Below are 20,990 nucleotides of genomic sequence, written 5' to 3'. Positions count from 1 at the left end.
GATCTTGCCCTGACAGTAACGCGCTTCTAATATGCAACGTTATTGAATAAACCCTGTAGTCGTGATAAAAAGCCTGCGAATATTATTAACATAGTTAAATGGAAATTCACAATTACAGGATTATAGATGCTTATATTAAATAGCATATATTTAACCGCAGTACGGTACGTATCAAAAGCTACTCGTACAGGGATGAAATTAACTAACAATAAGGATGAACTTCAAATGCATTTAAACAATTCTAATATTAATAAACCAACCGCTGCTTATATTTTTGCTTCATGGGGCGCATTGGCAATAGGTGTGCTTGGCTACTTAATCGGACTTTGGAACGCGACGTTAGAGTTGAATGAAAAAGGCTATTATTTTGCCGTTTTTTTATTAGCAATGTTTGCTGCTGTTACATTACAAAAAACGATTAGAGATAAAGAAGAGGGTATTCCTGTTACGAATATATTTGCTGGGATGTGTTGGTTTGCATTTTCTTCAGCGATTGCTCTTTTAGTGGTTGGGCTTATAAATGCGACAATGCTATTAAGTGAAAAAGGCTTTTATGGGATGTCGTTTGTGCTCTCATTATTTGCCATCATAACGATACAAAAAAATATCAGAGACATGACGAACGAACAAGGCATGACAGATCCCGCCGCATTCCCTCGCGCTACCCAAGGTTTAGATGCAACTTTAGAAGCTGCCAGTATTATTGACTAACACATGAATGTGTCTGGCTAGAGAAAGTCATTAAATTTACTTACAACCTGTTTCTCACCTTGAAGTCTAATTAAGCATTAAACTTTAAGGTGAAAGCTTAGTATTTAGAAGGGGATTAGGCACTAAATCTCCCATATTTTTTTCAATGAGCTGCTGATTAAATCTACTCCAATCAAATTGCCAAGGATCTGACTTTCTATCAGGAGCAATGTGTACGTGGCCAACAATACTGCTGATGGGGAATTGTTGCGCGAGAAGGTGCGATAATTGGCTTACTGCATCATATTGCTCATCAGTGTATCCAGAGTCCTCAGTGGCAATCAGTTCTATCCCAATACTAAAGTCATTCAACCTTGTTCTACCGTCTATAGGATGCTCGCTGGCTCCTGCATGCCAAGCTCGCATGTTGGGGGCTACCAATTCAAATGTATTACCATCGCGGGCAATTAAATAATGTGCTGAAACATGATGATGGTGCAAACACTGACAGCATTGCTCGGGCATGAACTTGTCTGCTTGGCAGGTTGCAAACGGATTGTACATAGAGTGCAAGACTAGGGTGTCAATTTGTGTATTGGCGGGCCGGTGATCAAAATCGGGAAGAGTAAGCTGACGCTGAATTTTCATTAGAGTTATGACTTGATATTTATTAATTACTATTTATCCTATCACTTTTATTTTGGAAGCCTCAATAATGACAGTAAATATTGCACAGTGGCCAAAAGCTAAGCAAGAAGCCATTCAACATGATTTAATGGCTTCGTTGTGGGTACACAATGTAAAAATTGGCAAAATGAGTAAAGCGGATATCGAGTTTAAAATTCGCGATACGTTTAATAACCCCGAGTTGCAGCAGCACTTACGTAACCGTGTAGATTACTACATGCACATGCCCGCATCAGGCTATTAACGCAACCACCGTATGCGAGCACAATCTTAGTATTAGTCTCAATATTAGTGAAACACTTGGCTACTAAAATGCGCGGTTTTATAACCCTTAGTTAATTTAATAAAGTCACTATGGCTGAGGTGAATTAAGGTTTGATGATCACCTGCTTCTAAATACACATCAGCTTGATCAAACAAGGCTTCATCATATACTGCATCCATTTCATAAGCCTTGGCGACTGGCGGCACAGCACCATGTTCACAGTCACTAAATAACTTAAATACTTCCTGCTCGTTAATTAAATGAAACTCTCGGTGCGTAGCATCATTCAATTTCGACAAGCTTATTTTGTTATTGCCCGGTAACACCGCCATTACTTTTTTCCCTTCATGGTCGGCCAACATCACAGCTTTAGCTATATTCGCAAATGGGATCTGAGAGGATATTGCGGTAGATAGCGAGTTGTTACTATGCGGGTGTTCAACCACATCGAAAGGAATTTGATTATTTTTTAAGTATGAATAGACTCGGTTAGCAACGGTCATATTGTCCTCCTACTTATTAATGGTTAGCTGGGTTCAGCGTGCTGTAGGACTTATAATTATAGCAGTCAATTGGTTTTCTGCGTTGTGATAGGTACCTATATTGTGCGGCCAAAAAACACGGGCTAGCCACTTCTGTTTATCCTGTTCTATAAGTGAGCTACTTAGTGGCTGGTTGTTCGTAAATATAATAACTGCAACGTCTTGCTTCATTGAGAATATGTTCAACCCGCTCGACATGCACACTTTCGCCAAGCACGGTTCGAAAAGTTGCTAATTCTGATCGACAAAAATTTTGGCAGCTTGCTGCTGCAGCGCAAATAGGGCAGTGATTTTCAATTAAAAGAAAGCCTTTTTGGTGAGGCTCATATACGGCCATATAGCCTTCCTGTTCTCGCAAGTGTGTAAGCTTAGCCACTTTATTTTCTAAGCTATCGCTCGGCTTAATAGACGATAAGTAAAGCGCTTGCGTGTGTTGCTCGCGTTGGGTAATCATTTTATTTAGGCCTTCGTCACCGAAGATAGATTTAACGGAATCGAGCATTTGAATCGTGAGTTCAGCGTGGCGGTCGGGAAAGCGCTGATGACCCGCAGGCGTTAACTGCCAGTATTTGGCGGGGCGACCTCGTTTTTCCGCTTTATCAAATGTGCTTACTAGCCCTTCACTTTCTAATACCTGTAAGTGCTGCCGTGAACCCATCGAGGTCATATCAAGGGTGTGCGCTAAGGTTTGCGCGGTTTGTGGCCCATCGGATTTTAATAGATAAAGAATTCGCTCACTATTTACTTTTTTAGCCATAATTACAAAAGAGTTATGTTGGTATAGGACAAGTATAAACGCTACTTAATAAGATAAACACTTTATTTATTTTAAGGGTATTGAGCAAGTTGGCTTAGTATTTAGTGGGCTGTTAAATATTCATCGGTTTAATAAAACCACTTAACACTAGATGGCGTACTAACTTTATCAATCATTATTTTATGATGGCGTGATAAATGGCAAGAGCAGATGCAATCGAAGAGTTGATCATTGCCCGACACAAGTGGGGGCGCGGATTTCGCTATAACTACCCAGACGGTGAATGGATAACGTGTAAGCAAGTGCTCAAGCGCATTAAAAATTTAACCATTCCACCTTCATGGCAAAAGGTAAGAATTAATGACAAGCCAGATGCTAAATTGCAGGCATTAGGTCATGACAGCCGTGAGCGGCGTCAGTATATTTACCATCCTCATTGGCAGCAGCGTCAACAGCAAAAAAAGTTTGCCAAGTTAACTGAATTTGGCGTGCATTTACCCGCCATGCGCAGCTATTGTGTCTCACTGCTGGAGCAAAATAGCTGGTCGAAGGAAAAAGTATTGGCACTCATGGTGTTGGTGCTTGATCAAACAGGCATTCGTATTGGTAATGCCAAATACACTCAAGAGAACGACACCTATGGTTTATCAACACTCAGGCGCAAGCATATTCAACTGGTTAAAGACGACTTACAGTTCAGCTTTGTAGGCAAAAGCAATAAACCGCGACAAGTGAATATTTCATGTCCAACACTGGTGGACGCAATAAAACAAAGCGCTGATCAACCAGGCTACGATGTATTCAGGTATCAAAACGAAAAGCGGCAATGGGTGGATGTGGATAATTACGATGTGAATGCATTTATTCAGTCTTATATGCACCCAGAGTTTTCTTGTAAAGATTTCCGCATGTGGACAGCTTGCCGCTTAGCCATTGAGCTTTATCCTGAGGCTAAACACATTAAACAGCAACAACCACGTAGCAGTATTTTTAATATATTAGTTAAATTAGTGGCCGCAGAGCTGGGTAATACAGTAAAAATATGTCGTGACTATTATTTACACCCTAAACTGACTAAGGCAATAAAAGCTAACCAATTACCCATTGTGAATAATTTACCATGTGATCATGAATTGAATGAAGCGTTAACGGAATCGGAATGTATTTTGATGGATGTGCTTAATTAGCCGTTACAGCACGCTGGTGGCAGTAACATCGTTGATAACAATATTCACTGCTACGCATGCAGTGAATATCGCTGTTTATACTATGTTGCTAATTACTTAGCGAGCTCGAGAACTTTAGCCACGAGTTTTTCAATGCCTGAGTTAGCTTCTACAATGGAACCTGCCAACATATAAGCAGGAGTACTAACAACTTTGTGTTCTTCATCAACTACAATTTGTGACACCGTACTGTCTACATGGTCACCACCCATTGCTTGCACGGCCGCGGCCGTATCACGGTCAATCCCTATCGTTAATGAGGTATTTTTCCCATATATATGTGGGATCATCACAGGTGAAATACAAATATAGCCCGCAGGTTTTTTGGCATCCGCAAATTGTTTACAGGCTTGCAGTACGTCTTCGTGTATTTCACACTCAGCGCCTTTAACTGCAAAGTTACATAAATTTTTAGCTGCACCAAAACCGCCTGGCAAAATAAGCGCATCAAAATCATCTGCTTGTAACTCAGTAAGTGGTTTTACATTACCCCGTGCGATGCGCGCCGCCTCTACAAGCACATTGCGGGTTACACCGCTTGTTTCTTCGCCAGTAAGATGATTAATGACATGGTGCTGCTCAATATCAGGGGCAAAACATTGGTAGCTGGCTTCAGATTTTTCAAGATGAAGTAAGGTTAATACGGCTTCATGTATTTCAGATCCGTCGTATACGCCGCAGCCACTTAAAATAATTGCTACTTTTTTCATTTGTGCTCCTTTGTTTAAATAATGAGAGGTTATCGCTAAACCTAAGCGTCTAAACCGCATAAATACTAGCTTATGCTAAATAATTATTTAAGGCTGTATTTTTAGCTTAAAAAAAGTTTAATATTTTTCTTTTAATCTACCTTGTTTATGGTAGTCTAGCTCTCCGATTTTTCCTTTATTGGTTAAATTTTGAACGGGCTTAGTAAACGTTTACTGTCACCAGCAAATAATAAGCACTACTAAGATCCTTTTCCACACGATGGAAAATAATAATAAAAAACAAAAGGATCGTCAGATTTCTCCTTTTATTTATTAAAATTCAAAAACTTACGTTCAGCGCTTCGCTTCTGGAACGATCTCCTTAGGCATATTTGCTGATCTTATAAACAAAGTTATCCACAACTTGTTATTCCCATGATCCCACTTCAAACCTAGGTTTTTATTGATTATTAGTACATTGATCGCTAGGGTTCATATTCTGTTATAAACAACAATTAATTTGTGATTGAGAAGATCAAAATGGCTCAGATTCCGCAAAATCCTTTTATTCTTGTAGACGGCTCTTCCTATTTATTTCGCGCTTATCATTCTCCACCGCATCTCACTAATTCAAAAGGTGAAGCAACAGGTGCCATTTATGGTGTAGTAAACATGCTTAAAAGCTTAATTAGGCAGTTTGAACCTACGCATATGGTGGTGGTATTTGATGCCAAAGGTCCTACGTTCCGTAATGATATGTATGCTGACTATAAAGCGCATCGCCCACCAATGCCGGACGATTTGCGTACGCAAATAGAGCCGCTACATAACATCATTAAAGCCATGGGCTTACCGTTAATTAGCATTGAAGGCGTAGAGGCCGATGATGTGATTGGTACGTTGGCTTGTCATGCTGCTAAGCAAGGTCACCATACGCTAATCAGTACGGGTGATAAAGACATGGCACAGTTGGTTAATGAGCATGTGACGTTAATCAATACCATGACAGACACCGTATTAGATCCAGCAGGCGTAAAAGAAAAATTTGGCATAGAAGCTGATCTGATCATCGACTATTTAGCGTTGATGGGCGATAAAATTGATAACATTCCGGGCTTACCAGGAGTCGGAGAAAAAACTGCACTGGCACTATTGCAGGGCTTGGGATCAATTGAAAGTATTTATGAAAATATTGATAAAGTGGCTGATCTTGGTTTTCGCGGCTCGAAAAAAATGCCTGAAAAATTGCAAGAGCACAAAGCGCAATTAACACTGTCTTATGAATTAGCGACGATCAAACTTGATGTTGAAGTGGACGAAGACATCGAGCAGCTAAAAGTGACAGAGCCAGATGCTGATCGATTAGCAGAATTGTACGGCGCTTGTGAATTTAGGCGTTGGCTGGCAGAAGTGTTAGATGGTACAAGCCCAATTCAACAGGCGGCACAGCACAATTTAGGTGCAGAGCCTGTTAAGTCAGCGCCTACCATCGATCGCAGTGCTTACCAAACGCTATTAACTGAAACTGATTTAAACAGCTGGTGTGCTTTATTAAAAGAAGCTGAACTGTTTGCTTTTGATACGGAAACCACCAGCTTAGATTATATGAAAGCAGAGTTGGTTGGTATGTCATTTGCGGTAGAAAAAGACGGGAAAATACTGGCTGCGTATCTACCCCTTGCCCATGACTATATTGATGCACCTGAACAGCTTTCCAAAGCAGTAGTATTTAAGGCGCTTGCGCCGATATTAGAAAGCGAAGAACACGCCAAAGTTGGCCAAAATTTGAAGTACGATAAAAGCGTATTGGCACGTGCTGGCATCGTATTACGTGGTATTAAATACGATACGATGTTGGAGTCGTATGTATTTAATAGTGTGGGCTCGCGTCATGATATGGATAGCTTAGCACTTAAGTACCTGTCGCATAAAAACATTAGCTTTGAAGAGATTGCAGGTAAAGGCAAAAAACAATTAACCTTTAATCAAATTGACTTAGCGCAAGCTGCTCCTTATGCCGCGGAAGATGCAGATATTACTTTGCGATTACATCAAGCACTGTGGCCGAAAATAGAAGCAGAACCAAGCCTTTTGACCGTGTTTAACGATATAGAGATGCCGTTGGTGTCGGTGTTATCTCAAGTAGAACGAAATGGTGTGTTAATTGAAAGCCAAACGCTAAACGTACACAGCCAGCAGTTAGCTGTACGTTTAATGGAGCTAGAACAAGAAGCCTATGACATTGCAGGTAAAGAGTTTAACTTAGCATCCCCAAAGCAGCTGCAAGAAATTTTATTCGAGCAGCTGGGCTTACCTGTTATTAAGAAAACGCCAAAAGGTGCACCATCTACTGCTGAAGAAGTGTTGGTAGAATTGGCACATGACTACCCATTACCGAAAATCATTATTGAGCACCGCGGCTTAAGTAAGCTTAAATCAACTTATACGGATAAACTGCCGTTGATGGTGAACGAGCATACAGGGCGAGTTCATACGTCATATCACCAAGCCGTTACAGCAACAGGGCGCTTATCATCAACCGATCCTAACTTGCAAAATATTCCAATTCGTAATGCGGAAGGTCGTCGTATTCGTCAGGCATTTATTGCACCAAAAGACCATAAAATTGTGGCGGCTGACTATTCACAAATAGAGTTACGGATAATGGCGCACCTATCGCAAGACAAAGGCTTATTAAATGCATTTGCTAGTGGCCAAGACATTCATAAAGCAACGGCTGCGGAAGTGTTTGATGTGGCAATTGACAAGGTGACTAGTGAACAACGACGCAGCGCAAAAGCAGTAAACTTTGGCTTAATTTATGGCATGTCAGCATTTGGTTTATCTCGTCAGCTAAATATTCCGCGTGGCGAAGCGCAAAAGTATATGGATTTATATTTTGAGCGTTTTCCTGGTGTGCTTGAATATATGGAACGTACGCGCGAGTCTGCAAGAGATAAGGGCTATGTAGAGACTATTTTTGGCCGTCGATTACACTTACCAGAAATTAAAGCACAAAATGGTGCCAGACGAAAAGCCGCAGAGCGTGCTGCGATTAATGCTCCGATGCAAGGCACGGCCGCTGACATTATTAAACTAGCAATGATTAAAGTTGCTAACTGGATTGATGCGGAAGCCAGTGACGATGTAACCATGATCATGCAAGTGCACGATGAATTAGTGTTTGAGGTAAAAAATGAAGCGGTTGATCAAGTGATACCTAAAATACAAGCGATTATGGCTGATGCGGCTAGTTTAGATGTTCCATTATTAGCAGAAGCTGATGTGGGTGATTGTTGGGATGAAGCGCATTAATCAGCGTAAGCAAAACAAGGGTGAACTGAGAAAATAAAATTAATTTAAAAAAATGATAATTAATTTGAACTTTTAGGGATCAGGTTAGTCCTACTTAATAGCAGTAACGTTTTAGAAAGTTTTTTCTCTCCCTTTATGTAAATAGTTTTGACCCCGTCATGATGGCGGGGTTTTTTTTTGACTTCGATTTATGCATTGACTTATTAAAAAATTAACCTACACAAAACTGTAATATTTATCCGTTATATCAAGTTGTTTTGATGGTTTTCGTATAATTTGTAGTGTTTATTGGTAATAAAATTACAAAATAGGCTTTAATTTTCTTTATTAGGTGTGTATAGTTTCGCCTGTAGGGTACAGAGGTACGAAGGTTGTTATCTTCAAACCTTTTGTTTAGCCCTGGCAGGCACCTGCTGGGGCAATTTTTCTTCTTCACCTACTACCCACATTTCACACGTTTATCTTATCTAACGTCACTATCAAAGCCACAATACAACCGGTTTATAATTTCTAGTATATTTAGCTATTTAGGCTAGTTTCTTGTGCATAAAATAAGTAACCTAAGCGCTTAAGTTGATGTAAGGAAAGGCAACGTGAACGCGGAATTAAAACAAAAGATACTGGCTGTATGCGACCAAAAAATTAAGCAAAAGGGCAACAACGTAGGGCTGTCGTTTTACGCTTTTTTTGCGAATAAGAACGATAATCCCGAGCAACTAATGGAAGTGGCTACTTGGTGGATTCAAACTCATCAGCTAGATCATTTTGAAAAAGCGATAAAAATCAAACAAATGATAGAAATATCAAACCACTAGTTAGCGTTTCATGGCTAACACTAAAACGAACAAATTATACAAGGCACAACAATGACTCAACAGCAAGCTTATCCGATTGGTCAACCCGGTAAAAAATGGCAACAAGAAGAAAAGCAAACCTGGCTGGCTCAGCAAAGTGTTAAGCGCTCATATCAAGAGGAAGTGGTAGCAAAAATAACACCGTTAGCTAACCGTTTCAGTGTAGAGCAGTACGGTGCGCTTTCTTATGATGAGTCACGCTATCCACTATACATTGTGAAAAGTCAGCAGTGGGACGAAACTAAGCCCACAGTGTTAGTCACTGGTGGCGTTCATGGTTATGAAACCAGTGGGGTTCATGGCGCGATTCGTTTTTTGGAAACCGTTGCCACTGAATACCAGAACCAATTTAATATTCTGGTTGTGCCCTGTGTGAGTCCATGGGGATATGAAACGATTAATCGATGGAATCCCAATGCCGTCGATCCAAATCGTTCATTTTTGAGTAATAGCCCAGCGGAAGAGTCAGCGAAGCTAATGGAGTGTCTATCTAGCATTCAAGCAAACATTACCAGTGAAATTATTGCTCATTTCGATTTACATGAAACGACCGATACTGACAACACCGAATTCCGACCTGCTTTAGCTGCCCGTGACGCCTCTACTCATACTAATTGGAATATTCCAGACGGCTTTTATTTAGTTGCCGACGTTAAGCAGCCACAAACTGCCTTTCAAACCGCTATTATAGAATCTGTTGCGAAAGTTACTCATATAGCCCCAGCCGATGAAAACGGCAAATTAATTGGGGTCGCCATTGAGCAAGAAGGTGTCATTAATTACGCAGCAGCAGGGTTAGGGCTGTGTATGGGAGTGACGAATGCGATATATAAAACAACAACGGAAGTTTACCCAGACAGCCCAAAAGTAGACGACGAAAATTGTATTAATGCGCAAGTGGCTGCAATCGTGGGTGGATTAGCTTTTATTGTGGAGTAAGTGCAAGAGTATACATAGATAGTGGTTTATTGGGCTGATAACTTACGAACATGTTTTGCAACAATATTAATAAAAATATAATATACCAGCCCACATTTATTTACACATAAACAAGGACAGTATGAGTTGGCCACAGTTTCATTTTAAGTGCCGTTTTTTCACACAATATCTACAGCAAGGACGAACTATTGCTGAAGCCGAGCAGCAGTATCAGAACAGTGGATTATCTACACTTCATTCAAATCATCAACTTGAGCCAGCGCAGCAAAGCTTATTTGAACGCGCCGCGGTCGTTAGCAATAAGCAAGTGAGTGCAGGTCTAAAGGTTGAGCACAGTGCGCTGGCTTATTATGCTGGGCTAGATTTAGAACAGAAACTAAAAGCGTCAAAAAAGTATGAGTCAATATTAAATAAGCTTTATTATATGGTGTCTTTAGCGTTGATTTACATCGCGCTTAGTAGTGTTCATAAGGTGTTTGTGCACCCTGTTTTTTCTGAGTTCATTGCGCAATATCCACGATTAAATAATCCTTATTTTGAAGCATTTAATATGGTTTGGATGGTAGGCTTGATAGTGTCTGCAAGCATAATCGCGTTTAGCTTTATGATCAGTGTGTTGATCAAAAATATGGATAAGATCATCATTCAAGGAGCCACTCAGTGGCAGAAATCTATTTTACCCAAGTCAATATTGTTAGAAGTGAATGAACTTAACAATATTATTACACTGCCCATAAAAGATGAAAGCCTTGATAGCGAACTGTATAAAAAGATCCATACAATAAGTGAGTTGGGATTAGATAAAAATATTGAATTATTTAGCTTATTTAATAAACACACAGAGAGATTGGAACAAAAAGTGTGGCAAATGATAAGTAGAATGCAGCTGTTACTGGCACCCATCCTTTTCTGCAGCATCGCATTTTATATTATTAATATTTATATCCCTATCTTTTCAATTGGAGAAGTAATGTCATGAAGGAAAATGGATTTACACTGATAGAATTGATGGTTGTGGTCGCAATAGTTGGCATTTTGTCATCAGTTGCATTACCTCAATATCATATGTACACCTTGAAAACGCATGTCGTTGAAGCTTACCAATACGCTGACAATATCCGTCAACCCGTTACTGAGTATTATGGAAAACATCTGCGCTTTCCTGAAAATAACCAACAAGCAGGGTTGCCTGCGCCTGATAAGCTTATTTCTAATAAAATAGAAAGTGTATCAATTAAAAATGGCGCAATTCATATCCTTCTTGGCAACAATGTGCCGGAACCGTTACAGGGAAAGTATTTAAGTTTTCGTCCAGCGGTCGTTGAAGGTAGTGCAGTTAGCCCTATTTCATGGCTGTGTGGCTATGCAGAGGCAGTAAAGGGGATGACTGCGATAGGTCAAAATAAAACAGACATTGATGTCGAGCACCTAGCGGGCGACTGCATTAAAATGGATGCTTAACGAGATAACTGTGTACCAAAAGATAAAGTACTATTGAGGGTTACCTTTTAATGAAACACGCATATAACGCTGTAGGGTTAGTTTTATTCATCAACCTGTTAATGAGCATCAGTGCAGCCGCACAATCAATAAACACTAATCCGTTTAACGATGGTCCTTATATTCTTATTGAAGGTGATAAGTTTATTAGTAAGTCGATTGAAAACGGTAAGGTCATAGTCCAACGTAGTGAGCAAACATTCCCTACCGACTTTGCTGCAGAAGCGACGTACTATCAAGGTGTGACTCATATTGCGGCAATCAGTGACATCCACGGTCAGCATGATATTTTTCTTAATATCTTAAAAAATAACAAGGTTATTAATCAGCAACATCAATGGATATATGGAGACGGACACTTAGTCATTACGGGTGATATATTCGATAGAGGGCCGCAAGTGCTAGATAGCTTATGGTTTGTGTTCAATTTAGAGCAACAGGCAAAGGCTGCTGGTGGTAAGGTGCATTTTTTATTAGGTAATCATGAATACATGGTATTACGTGGTCGACTAGATTATTTACACCCTAATTACCATCAAACGGCTACGTTACTTAATACGGATTACAAGGCGCTGTTTAATGAGCAAACTGTTTTAGGTCGTTGGTTAAGATCAAAAGCTACGGTGATAAAAATTAATGATACGGTATTTTTACACGGCGGTATTTCAACAAAATTACTCTCTTCACAGCTAGATTTACACGACATTAATCAGCATTTTCGAGCCAGTATCGGTTTGTCTAAAACCGCAGTGAAGCAGCACCCTATTTACTCGCAGTTACATGCTTCTTCAGGGCCAATTTGGTACCGAGGGTATTTTGATGCGGGGTTAACCAATACAGTGGTTGATCAAATTCTTAGTATATTAAAAGCATCACGCATTGTTGTTGGTCACACATCAGGCGAAGAAATAAAACAACTAAATGATGGTCGCATTTTTGCTGTTGATACCAGCATCAAAAACGGTGAAGACGGTGAAATATTACTTTTTAATAATCAGTCTGCATACCGCGGCACCTATACGGGTGAAAAAATAAAGCTGCTATAACCAATTAATTCGTAAAGGATACATTATGGGTACCTATATTCTGCTCTTACGTGCAATTAATGTAGGTGGCAAAAACTTACTGCCAATGAAAGAGCTAGTGCCTTTGCTTGAAACGTTGGGCTATCACCATATACAAACCTACATTCAAACTGGCAACGTAGTATTTCAAAGTGAACAGTTGCCATGTACGGATACTATTCAAAAATCCATTGAGCAACAATTTTCGTTTAAACCATCATTGATGATACTCACATTAGATGCGTTTAACGAAGCATTAGCAAATAACCCGTTTAAACAGCGCGAAGGTAAGCTAGTGCATTATTATTTCTGCCAGCCACAACCTAGCCTTGATTTAGATAAGATTAACCAGCTTAAAACACCAACCGAGCTGTACGCATACCATAATCATGTGTTTTATTTATATGCACCTGACGGTATTGGCCGTTCCAAGTTAGTTGCTAATATTGAAAAGTGCCTTGGTGTTGATGCAACAGGAAGAAACTTAAATACGGTTAATAAGTTACAAACCATGCTGCTAAATAAAAGTATGAAATCTGAGTAAAGTTAAGCTAGTAGTGCTTGGAAATTTGTGTTGTCCTAAGTTCAATACAGGCTCTTTGATTATGTCATCACTTATATTTGATTAGCGCCCAGCATATTTACAATCTTCTCTTTACAAACACTTCTATTGATAACCCATAAGCTATAGCTAATCGGTAACACCTCAATTCCTGCTCGTTTGAAAATTTTATATGTGTCTAACTCAAAGAAGCCTTCCCATGGTCCAGGGTATCCAATTAGGTCAAGTGCAAGATATTTATCTTTATGTTTACACAAAATATCTATTTCAACTCCCGCAATCGTATACCCAGACCATGTTTCTATTTTTAGTTTTTTTAATTCCGATATAATTTCATTCTGAAACTCGTCAAGTTGAGGCTTTGTTAAATGAATCGCTTTAAACTGACCAACTGAATTCATGTATCGCTTCAATAAGTTGCTTTCTGAAAGCGTTGCTTCGTCTATAGATAAAAACAACACTTGTTTCTGCCTTGCGCGAGTAATGGTGACGTTAAACACATCTTCTCTGTTTAAGTATGCCGTAGTTCTCTTTGAATTATTATCTACTGCAAAAGAAATGAACATGACATCTCTTTCTTCCCCTTGAAATCCAAACGGCGTTGCTACGCGTATTTTATGTTTAGTGATCTCAGACTCAGTAAAACAAGAATTAACAGTCTTAGACAAGTATTCTGCTTGATGTCTAAATGGAGAAATAACACCAATACTGTGAATTAGTCCCGTTTGGCCATCTTCATTAATTTGTTGTTTTATTGATTCGATCAGGTGCGATGCTTCTATCTCATTTATCCCTGCATTATTTCTAATGCCATTCACTCGCTTAACATGAAGATACCCACTACTGGTACAGGGTCTGTGCTGCATAACTTTTAGCTTATTTTGGTAAAAAGAGTGGTTACTAAAATGAATTATTTCCGGCTTGCTTCTGAAATGTTCGTCCAAAAAGGCAAGTTGCTGATGGCTATTAAGCATACATAATGCTAGATCTAGAATGGAGTTGTCTCGATAGCTCAGTACACCATTAGTACTGGTTGATACGTTATTTTTAGATAAGAGTTGAGCCTCTTTATTTTTAGCGAGAAAGGAGTAATGTTTTAGTTGTTTCGTATCTCCTATCACTATCGCTCTTTTTGCGCGATATAGCGCAGGCAAACAGCTAGTAATATTGCACTGTGTCGCCTCATCAATAATCACTAAATCAAACATTTCTGCTTTTAATGGTAATACTCGATACAATGAATTTAGGCTTACAAGCCAAACTGGAAAAGCTGACAGTAGTGCTGAGTATTCAATATCGTTAAATTGCTCGAATTGTTTTTTTGATGTTCGACTACGAATAGCCTTGTTGAAGGCCTGAAGTGATTTTCGATGCGTTTCAACTAGCGTTTTTAAATTCTCATTTTTTATTGCATTTAGATAATTACTTGCAAGCTTTTCTCGTATTGACTGCTTAGAGTTGATCTTCTCTAAAGAGGACCACTCTTGGGTTAACCTGTGGATCTCATTTCGAGTAAAAGCTAAATATATGCTTTTCATCCAGCGCGAATTACTTTCATCAAGGCGCTTTATTCTTTGGCCGTTATACACCGTTTTTTGACAATACTTAATAAAGCGTTTTTCTAGTTTATTTAAGGTGTTATTAATTTCACTTAACTCTGATTCGCATGTTATAGGGTGTGTTTGTATATCGTTGGAGTAGTAGCCAGATAGTAGATCAGATATGTAGCTTTTTAACTTTTTTAGGAATTCACTTTGACCAGCCCTAATAGATACATCTCCAAGATTAAAGTTGCCCTCTAATTTTTCTGAGATTACATCAAGAGCTGTCTCATTGTTTGCAACAATAAGTACCGATTCACCTCTTGCGATATGCTCTGCTGCTATTGCTGCAATTGTGTAAGTTTTGCCTGTTCCTGGTGGCCCTGAAACACAGCCCAAACTTGCATTCGCCGCAATGGAAATAACCTTTTTTTGAGAAATGGAAAGTAACCCCGGCAGATAGTCATACTTTAGTTTTTTCTGATAATACGGCGTGTTAGAGGTATCAAAAAGGTTTGCTAAAGGAGGTGATAATGTATCTGAAGAAATTATTGTTTCGAGCTCATGCAGAATACCTCGATTGCTTTTTGATCTTTCAACAAATGCAAGCACAGAGGCTGGCAGTAGTGAGGGTATTTTCTGTCTAAGTGCTCTTTTTAACGCTTTGGCATCTACAAGTGAGGGATAATTTAGTAGCTCAACAAGGTTTAGTTTGTGAGGGCTATTCTTTAATAACGCAGTCCAATAGGATGGAGAGTGGTAATCACCTAAGTTATCATCTTGTAAAGTGCTATTTCCTTCTGGTAAGAGAGTTTGAATTAATGACTCATTAATTTCTAGTACGTGACTTTTTAATGAAAAGTAATAATCACCTTTATCTTTTATTATTTCAGCCTCATTGAATACTAATGGTGCTACAACAGTTTTCACTTCGCCATTTATCTCTAGTCTTCCTGTAATCATAAAGCGGGCATACAGTAGCACTCGTTCTCTTTGATACAAATTGATACGCTTTATCATTTGCGAAGCAAAACTTTCAGGTATGGGAAGTCTAGGAAGAAAACCAGAGCCTAAGTCATCTTGCCCTTCTAAGATGAGGTAATCTTCGCTATTTAGTTTAGTGAGATTCCATAAATTAAGATCTGCGCTGTCTTCTTTATAGCAATCTCGATAATAAGAAAGGGTGTTTTTAATATTCAACACAAAGATTCCACAATAAGGTTACTAAAACTTCTTGGTAGTTCAACTGCTCCACAAATATAGTTGTTGCAGGTTATTGAATCTATCGAGATGTTGACGCGATATAGAGGGCAAGCATTATTATGCGGAAAGTTTACTATATAGACAACCAGCCAATAATTTACAGAAATAAAAAATTAGAGTAAATACTTTAATTTTTTATTTGGTTGGGTATAATGGCATCAGTTTTTAATTTGTTCGATTAAAAACGCCCTGTAGATTTAACAATTTGAATAGCTTCTCCCCGATTGCTATAACCAGCTGAATTTGTCAGCTGGTTTTTTTTTTGCCTGATTTTCTTCTGAATAATACTGTAATGCTTGTGTATGACTATCTTCGACTATTGAATGCGTTGATGGAGCATACTAAGAGGCGGCTGTGCTTTACTCTTTGATTGACGGGTTTTGATTGAAGGGTGTAGTAGCGTTTGAATGAAAATATTTGCGGCTAGTGGCTTGGCGAAAAAAAGCTGCAAAAGTTGATTTGCAGCTTATCTATGGTGTGGGCTTATGATACGGGCTTATTTTTGAGTCTATGAAGCTTGATCGTCTTCGTCAGCTAGTGTGCTGATGTGCTGAGCCTCTTCACTGTTTGCGCCATTGGCTGCTGCGTTATCTTGGCCAAAATCATCACTGAACCATTCATCAAGTTTTTGCGATAGCTCTTTCACCCCGAAGTGTTTTAACGATGAAAAGGCGTGCACCGTAACATCACCTTGGAAAGCGAGTGAAGCTTCGCGAATTTTTAACAGTTCCGCTTTGCGCTTACCGGATTTTAATTTATCTGCCTTGGTAAGTAGCACTAAAACAGGGATATTGCTGTCTACCGCCCAAAAAATTAAATCTTGATCGAGATCTTTCATCGGATGGCGAATGTCCATTAATACCACTAAGCCACGTAAGCATTCGCGCTTTTCTAAGTATTCACCTAATGATTTTTGCCATTTCAGCTTCATTTCTAGTGGTACTTTTGCAAAGCCATAGCCAGGTAAGTCGATAAGGCGGCGATCTTCGCCAATATCAAACGCATTAATAAGCTGAGTACGACCCGGGGTTTTACTGGTTCTTGCTAAACCTTTCTGGTGAGTTAGCGTGTTTAAGGCACTAGATTTACCGGCGTTAGAACGACCAGCAAATGCGACTTCCATTCCACCGTTAGGTAGTCTGCGAATATCTGGCGCGCTAGTTAAAAACGTTGCGCCTGTGTAATTGAATCGAGATTTAGCCACGCTAAGCTCCTATATAAATTTCGCGCTATTTTACTGTATCACCCTAGGGTGCACAATGGTGGTGCTATAGTCGGTTTAGTACAAAATCAGAACTAATCATAACTTTTGAGCCAAGAAACAACGAAAGAGGGTTGTTTTTCTATGAAATTTTGTCATTAGAAGTTTTACTGCCATAATATTTGTGTAAAATATAGCGGTTCATAAATAAATATAACTTGCCTGCCAGCACATGCAGGGACAAAACAGAGAAATAACCATGAAGAAATTTGCACTATCTTTAACTTTGTTAGTAGGGCTAGTCGGCGGTGTAAACGCGGCTGAGGGCGATCCAGAAGCTGGAAAAGCAAAGGCAGCAACGTGTGCCGCTTGTCATGGTGCTGATGGTAATAGTATGGTTGATATGTACCCTAAAATTGCAGGGCAACATGCTGAGTACATTTATAAGCAATTAAAAGAATTTAAATTAGGCATGACGTCTGGCGGTAGCGAAGGCCGAGTTGACCCAGTAATGGGTGGGATGGCGATGCCGTTATCTGATCAAGATATGAAAGATGTATCAGCATTTTTTGCTAGCCAAACCATGACGCAAGGTGCAACACCAGAAAACGTGATTGAAAAAGGTGAAGCGTTATACCGTGGTGGCGACTTAGAGCGTGGTATTCCTGCTTGTCAGGCGTGTCATGGTCCGCGTGGTGTAGGTCAAAGTCTTGCAGGCTTTCCTATGATATCTTTCCAACATGCAAATTATACAAAAATTCAGTTAGAAAAATTCCGTAGTGGTGAGCGTGCAAACGACATGAATGCCATTATGCGCGACATTGCTAAAAAGCTAACTGATGAAGATATTGAAATTCTTTCTAAGTATGTTGCTGGTTTACACTAGTCAGATGTAAATATCGCGCTGATAAAGCGTTTAAACTTGTATTAAGGGTAGCTAAACGGCTGCCCTTTTTGTTTATGTATCGCTAATCTTTAATATATAGCGCTGGTGACGGAGTAAAAAAGCATAAAAGTGCTCTTGATCAGTTGAAAAATAAATTTGTGACCCTATCTATAATTTAGGTTCATTGGTAAGACCGCTTTTGGCTTTATTGTTAGCGATTGTCATGCTGCCAAATAATATTAACTAATTAGTGATTGAAATTGTTAATAAAAAATTCAAATAGCCTTCTAGATGCTGTTTTAGCTATTCCCGCTCGTAAGATATCTCTCACAAAATATGTAAGACTTTACCCATTAATAAATGTAAGAGATTGCCTTAATTAAATTTATTTTTAACATTAACTATTGAAAATATAGGTCTTTTTTTAATCGCTTTAAAAAAAGTTCATTTTTTTTGTAAAAAGGTGTTGTTTGAAATTGAGGATTCAGTAAATTGTTTACCGTCGTTTAACAACAGGGTTGGCAGTTAGATTTAACTGTATTAAACCACTGAGCTTAGCAACAAAAATAATAACAATAAAAAAATAATAAAGCAGGGCAAAACGACTAGGATAGCGAAAGAAGGAAGTGACCCTAATTGGGTATAGAGAAATACACAACAATGATGTATTTGCTGCTATACGATAGGGATGCTCTAGGGACGAACTAAGAAAGCGTTAGCGGAAGACCAATAAAAAGAAATACATACACGGATGTTAAACAAAAAAAATACGGATAACTAATAAAGACTAAGACAGGGGTGTCGACTTTAGGGATGGAACTCCATGTAGAATTGTAGTCGAAATGGTACGAGTGTCATAAATGCGCTAAGCTGATTAAGCTGTGCGACACTAAATTAATAGGCGGAAGAGTTTAACTCTTTCGCCTTTTTTATATGCGCTGTTTACATTACACTGCCTTTCAACTTACGCCTTCGTATCTTTAACCGCTAAAGTAATTAATCATGTTTAACCGATCAGAGCCAAATTTATCTTGCCCGTTATGTGCGCACTTCACAGTCACTCCCTTCCATCAAGATAAAAAGCGGGAGTATTTGCGTTGTGTGCAGTGCGCATTAGTCTTTGTGCCTGCGCAATTTCATTTATCTGCTGAGGACGAGAAGGCGGAATACGACAAGCATGAGAACGATGTAACTGATAGTGGATACGTAAATTTTTTACAACGTGCGGCTAACCCGTTGCTTGAGCGACTATCAACCGTTTCAACCAGATTGAGTGGGCTCGACTTTGGTTGTGGGCCAGCACCTGCACTGGCTGAGCTACTGCAAGCTGCGGGGCACAACGTTGCGCTATACGATTACTACTATCATCCTGATAATGCAGTATTGTCGCGACAATACGATTTTGTTACTTGTACCGAAGTGATAGAGCATTTTAATCAACCTGCGGAAGGTTGGGCACAACTGCTTTCATTATTAAAGCCGCAAGGACACTTAGTTATTATGACCAAGTTAGTGATAGACGAAGCTCGGTTTAGTCAATGGCACTACAAAAATGATCCCACGCACGTTAGCTTTTTTAGCCGTGAAACGTTTGATTTTTTAGCAGATAAACATCATCTTTCCGTAGAGTATGTGGGTAATGATGTCATCTTATTCCAATCGCGCACTGGTTAATTTTAATCAGTCTGGTAAATACGTATGCGTGCAACGTGTGAATGAGTTAAAATAAAAGCAATTGTGTATCGCTAAGAAGCTATTATGACTCGTATAAAGAAATCTCGTAAATCTGGCCCGTTGGCCCCTCGTAAATTACCAAAAGAAGAACAAGACCGCACTGTCGTTGATCCGAAAGCCAAAAAGCGCAAAGGCAATAAGCCGGGTAGTCGCCATTCAATTGATGCGACTAAGGCACCAACAAGCCAGCAAGCTAATAAAAACCAAGACAAGCGCCATGGTAGCCGTACTCCAATTGCGTTAACGCCTGTTGAAGAACCTAAACTACGTGAAGATTTAAAGCCGCAAGTTAAATTGAAGAAAGTAGATAACGCTGAAAAGTTAACACCAGAGCAAGAATTAGCTGCAATTGAATCAAATGAACAGCTGCTAGCGCTAATGGAGCGAGTAGAAAATGGCGAAATTTTGCAGGGCAAAGAAGCTAAATTCTTTAATAAGCAAATGGCGCGTCATGCAGAGCTGTATGAAATCTTAGGCTTAGACGAAGAAGAAGAGAGCGACGATCCGCTTTCTAATATCGATAAACTAGGCTGGGAAGATGATTACCAAGCTGAGAAAGATAAGCTATAACACTATCGGTATGAGCAACATAGGTACTATTAAATGAATGCTTATTGGCTTATCGCCATTGTGATTGGTGCATCAATTATTGCTGCACTCTCTTATTATGCTGGCAAGCTGTTATGGCAGGTTAAACAGCAATCTATTAAACAACAAAAGCAGCAACAAGCTGCATTAGCTAAGCGTGAAGAGCGCAAAGAGTCGATGCGAGAAAGCATAGTGTTTATCGCAAAAGCCATGCTAGAAAAACAATGTGAAATGTCGGAAGGCTGTTTAAGAATTTGGATGTTACTCGAGTATTACCTTGAGGATCCTAAACCAGATTATCAACGTTTATATCCCGGCGTATTTGCCATGTACGATGCAATTAAAGACATGCCAACGCATGAAGCGCGTAACAAATACAGCAAAAAAGAAATTAGAAAAATGGATATGGAGCGCTACCGTGCGGAAGACAAGCACGAAGAGCAAGTGGTAATTGATTTAGAACAGCTGATAGTGAGCTTTGATAGACCATCAACCAGTATTCATTAAATAAACATCGATATTGAAGTTTAGCGGGGCGTAACAGAATAAATATTTTGTTGCGCTTTTTTTGTACTTTATCGAGAGGGAAGGCTGGCTAAAAATGGCGCTCTCGGCAGGAATCGAACCTGCAACTTAACTTCCGGAGAGTCACGTGATATCCATTTCACTACGAGAGCGCAAATTTAG

Annotated in this window: 20 protein-coding genes and 1 tRNA gene; 14 read left to right on the top strand and 7 right to left on the bottom strand. The window is 39.4% G+C overall.

The window, feature by feature from the left end; translation table 11 throughout:
* Positions 1-126 precede the first annotated feature (126 nt).
* Positions 127-711: an inner membrane protein YiaA gene (gene yiaA, locus HUU81_RS17085; RefSeq protein ID WP_267983422.1), complete on the top strand. Its 585-nt coding sequence runs from the start codon at positions 127-129 to the stop codon at positions 709-711.
* A gap of 84 nt (positions 712-795) precedes the next feature.
* Here the strand turns inward: yiaA and HUU81_RS17080 are convergent, their stop codons facing one another.
* Positions 796-1,338: an N-acetylmuramoyl-L-alanine amidase gene (locus tag HUU81_RS17080; protein ID WP_199610095.1), complete on the bottom strand. Its 543-nt coding sequence runs from the start codon at positions 1,336-1,338 to the stop codon at positions 796-798.
* Between the two features lie 67 nt (positions 1,339-1,405).
* On the opposite strand from HUU81_RS17080, the gene HUU81_RS17075 reads away from it, so the two are divergent.
* Entirely contained in the window at positions 1,406-1,621 is a 216-nt protein-coding gene (locus tag HUU81_RS17075) for a hypothetical protein (protein WP_199610094.1), read from the top strand.
* A 44-nt stretch (positions 1,622-1,665) separates the two neighbouring features.
* On the opposite strand, the gene HUU81_RS17070 is transcribed toward HUU81_RS17075, so the two are convergent.
* Positions 1,666-2,145, bottom strand: a complete 480-nt coding sequence (locus tag HUU81_RS17070) for an aminoacyl-tRNA deacylase (protein WP_199610093.1) — start codon at positions 2,143-2,145, stop codon at positions 1,666-1,668.
* A gap of 157 nt (positions 2,146-2,302) precedes the next feature.
* A complete protein-coding gene (locus HUU81_RS17065) occupies positions 2,303-2,941 on the bottom strand; it encodes a helix-turn-helix transcriptional regulator (RefSeq protein WP_199610092.1) in 639 nt (212 codons plus the stop codon).
* 197 nt (positions 2,942-3,138) lie between these two features.
* Between HUU81_RS17065 and HUU81_RS17060 the strand changes: the two genes are divergently transcribed.
* Positions 3,139-4,128: a DNA topoisomerase IB gene (locus HUU81_RS17060; RefSeq protein ID WP_199610091.1), complete on the top strand. Its 990-nt coding sequence runs from the start codon at positions 3,139-3,141 to the stop codon at positions 4,126-4,128.
* A gap of 92 nt (positions 4,129-4,220) precedes the next feature.
* Here the strand turns inward: HUU81_RS17060 and elbB are convergent, their stop codons facing one another.
* A complete protein-coding gene (elbB, locus tag HUU81_RS17055) occupies positions 4,221-4,877 on the bottom strand; it encodes an isoprenoid biosynthesis glyoxalase ElbB (RefSeq protein WP_199610090.1) in 657 nt (218 codons plus the stop codon).
* 519 nt (positions 4,878-5,396) lie between these two features.
* Here elbB and polA point away from each other — a divergent pair.
* From polA to HUU81_RS17020, 7 genes are all read left to right on the top strand, one after another.
* Positions 5,397-8,171, top strand: a complete 2,775-nt coding sequence (polA, locus tag HUU81_RS17050) for a DNA polymerase I (protein WP_199610089.1) — start codon at positions 5,397-5,399, stop codon at positions 8,169-8,171.
* A gap of 593 nt (positions 8,172-8,764) precedes the next feature.
* Positions 8,765-8,986, top strand: a complete 222-nt coding sequence (locus tag HUU81_RS17045; RefSeq protein WP_199610088.1) for a DUF6500 family protein — start codon at positions 8,765-8,767, stop codon at positions 8,984-8,986.
* Positions 8,987-9,037: 51 nt separating this feature from the next.
* Entirely contained in the window at positions 9,038-9,964 is a 927-nt protein-coding gene (locus HUU81_RS17040; RefSeq protein ID WP_199610087.1) for a M14 family metallopeptidase, read from the top strand.
* Between the two features lie 121 nt (positions 9,965-10,085).
* Positions 10,086-10,943 carry a hypothetical protein gene (locus HUU81_RS17035; protein ID WP_199610086.1) on the top strand — a complete coding sequence of 286 codons (858 nt, stop codon included), beginning with the start codon at positions 10,086-10,088 and terminating at the stop codon, positions 10,941-10,943.
* Positions 10,940-11,425, top strand: coding sequence for a pilin (locus tag HUU81_RS17030; RefSeq protein WP_199610085.1), 486 nt, complete (start codon positions 10,940-10,942; stop codon positions 11,423-11,425). The genes HUU81_RS17035 and HUU81_RS17030 overlap by 4 nt, the downstream gene beginning before the upstream one ends.
* A 50-nt stretch (positions 11,426-11,475) precedes the next feature.
* Positions 11,476-12,510, top strand: coding sequence for a metallophosphoesterase (locus HUU81_RS17025; RefSeq protein WP_199610084.1), 1,035 nt, complete (start codon positions 11,476-11,478; stop codon positions 12,508-12,510).
* 25 nt (positions 12,511-12,535) lie between these two features.
* Complete coding sequence (locus HUU81_RS17020) at positions 12,536-13,072, top strand: DUF1697 domain-containing protein (protein ID WP_199610083.1); 537 nt, start codon at positions 12,536-12,538, stop codon at positions 13,070-13,072.
* 71 nt (positions 13,073-13,143) lie between these two features.
* Here HUU81_RS17020 and HUU81_RS17015 read toward each other — a convergent pair whose 3' ends face one another.
* Complete coding sequence (locus HUU81_RS17015) at positions 13,144-15,834, bottom strand: AAA domain-containing protein (RefSeq protein ID WP_199610082.1); 2,691 nt, start codon at positions 15,832-15,834, stop codon at positions 13,144-13,146.
* A gap of 568 nt (positions 15,835-16,402) precedes the next feature.
* On the bottom strand, positions 16,403-17,098 hold the full coding sequence (gene yihA, locus HUU81_RS17010) for a ribosome biogenesis GTP-binding protein YihA/YsxC (protein ID WP_199610081.1): 696 nt from the start codon (positions 17,096-17,098) through the stop codon (positions 16,403-16,405).
* A gap of 256 nt (positions 17,099-17,354) precedes the next feature.
* Here yihA and HUU81_RS17005 point away from each other — a divergent pair, with 256 nt between their 5' ends.
* The 4 genes from HUU81_RS17005 to HUU81_RS16990 all read left to right on the top strand — a co-directional run bounded on the left by HUU81_RS17005 (position 17,355) and on the right by HUU81_RS16990 (position 20,810).
* Positions 17,355-17,981 (top strand): c-type cytochrome, encoded by a 627-nt coding sequence (locus tag HUU81_RS17005; protein WP_199610080.1) that lies wholly within the window; start codon positions 17,355-17,357, stop codon positions 17,979-17,981.
* Between the two features lie 1,002 nt (positions 17,982-18,983).
* Complete coding sequence (locus HUU81_RS17000; RefSeq protein ID WP_199610079.1) at positions 18,984-19,655, top strand: class I SAM-dependent methyltransferase; 672 nt, start codon at positions 18,984-18,986, stop codon at positions 19,653-19,655.
* 84 nt (positions 19,656-19,739) lie between these two features.
* Positions 19,740-20,285 (top strand): Der GTPase-activating protein YihI, encoded by a 546-nt coding sequence (gene yihI / locus HUU81_RS16995; RefSeq protein WP_199610078.1) that lies wholly within the window; start codon positions 19,740-19,742, stop codon positions 20,283-20,285.
* Positions 20,286-20,318: 33 nt separating this feature from the next.
* Positions 20,319-20,810: a DUF2489 domain-containing protein gene (locus tag HUU81_RS16990; RefSeq protein WP_199610077.1), complete on the top strand. Its 492-nt coding sequence runs from the start codon at positions 20,319-20,321 to the stop codon at positions 20,808-20,810.
* A 95-nt stretch (positions 20,811-20,905) separates the two neighbouring features.
* Here the strand turns inward: HUU81_RS16990 and HUU81_RS16985 are convergent.
* A tRNA-Arg gene (locus tag HUU81_RS16985) sits at positions 20,906-20,980 on the bottom strand.
* Positions 20,981-20,990 lie beyond the last annotated feature (10 nt).

Origin of the sequence: Flocculibacter collagenilyticus, from assembly GCF_016469335.1 — a bacterium.
In the GTDB taxonomy this organism is placed as follows: Bacteria; Pseudomonadota; Gammaproteobacteria; order Enterobacterales; family Alteromonadaceae; genus Flocculibacter; species Flocculibacter collagenilyticus.
The sequence above is the reverse complement of the archived record's forward strand: the minus strand, read 5'-3'. Positions and strand labels throughout refer to the sequence as shown.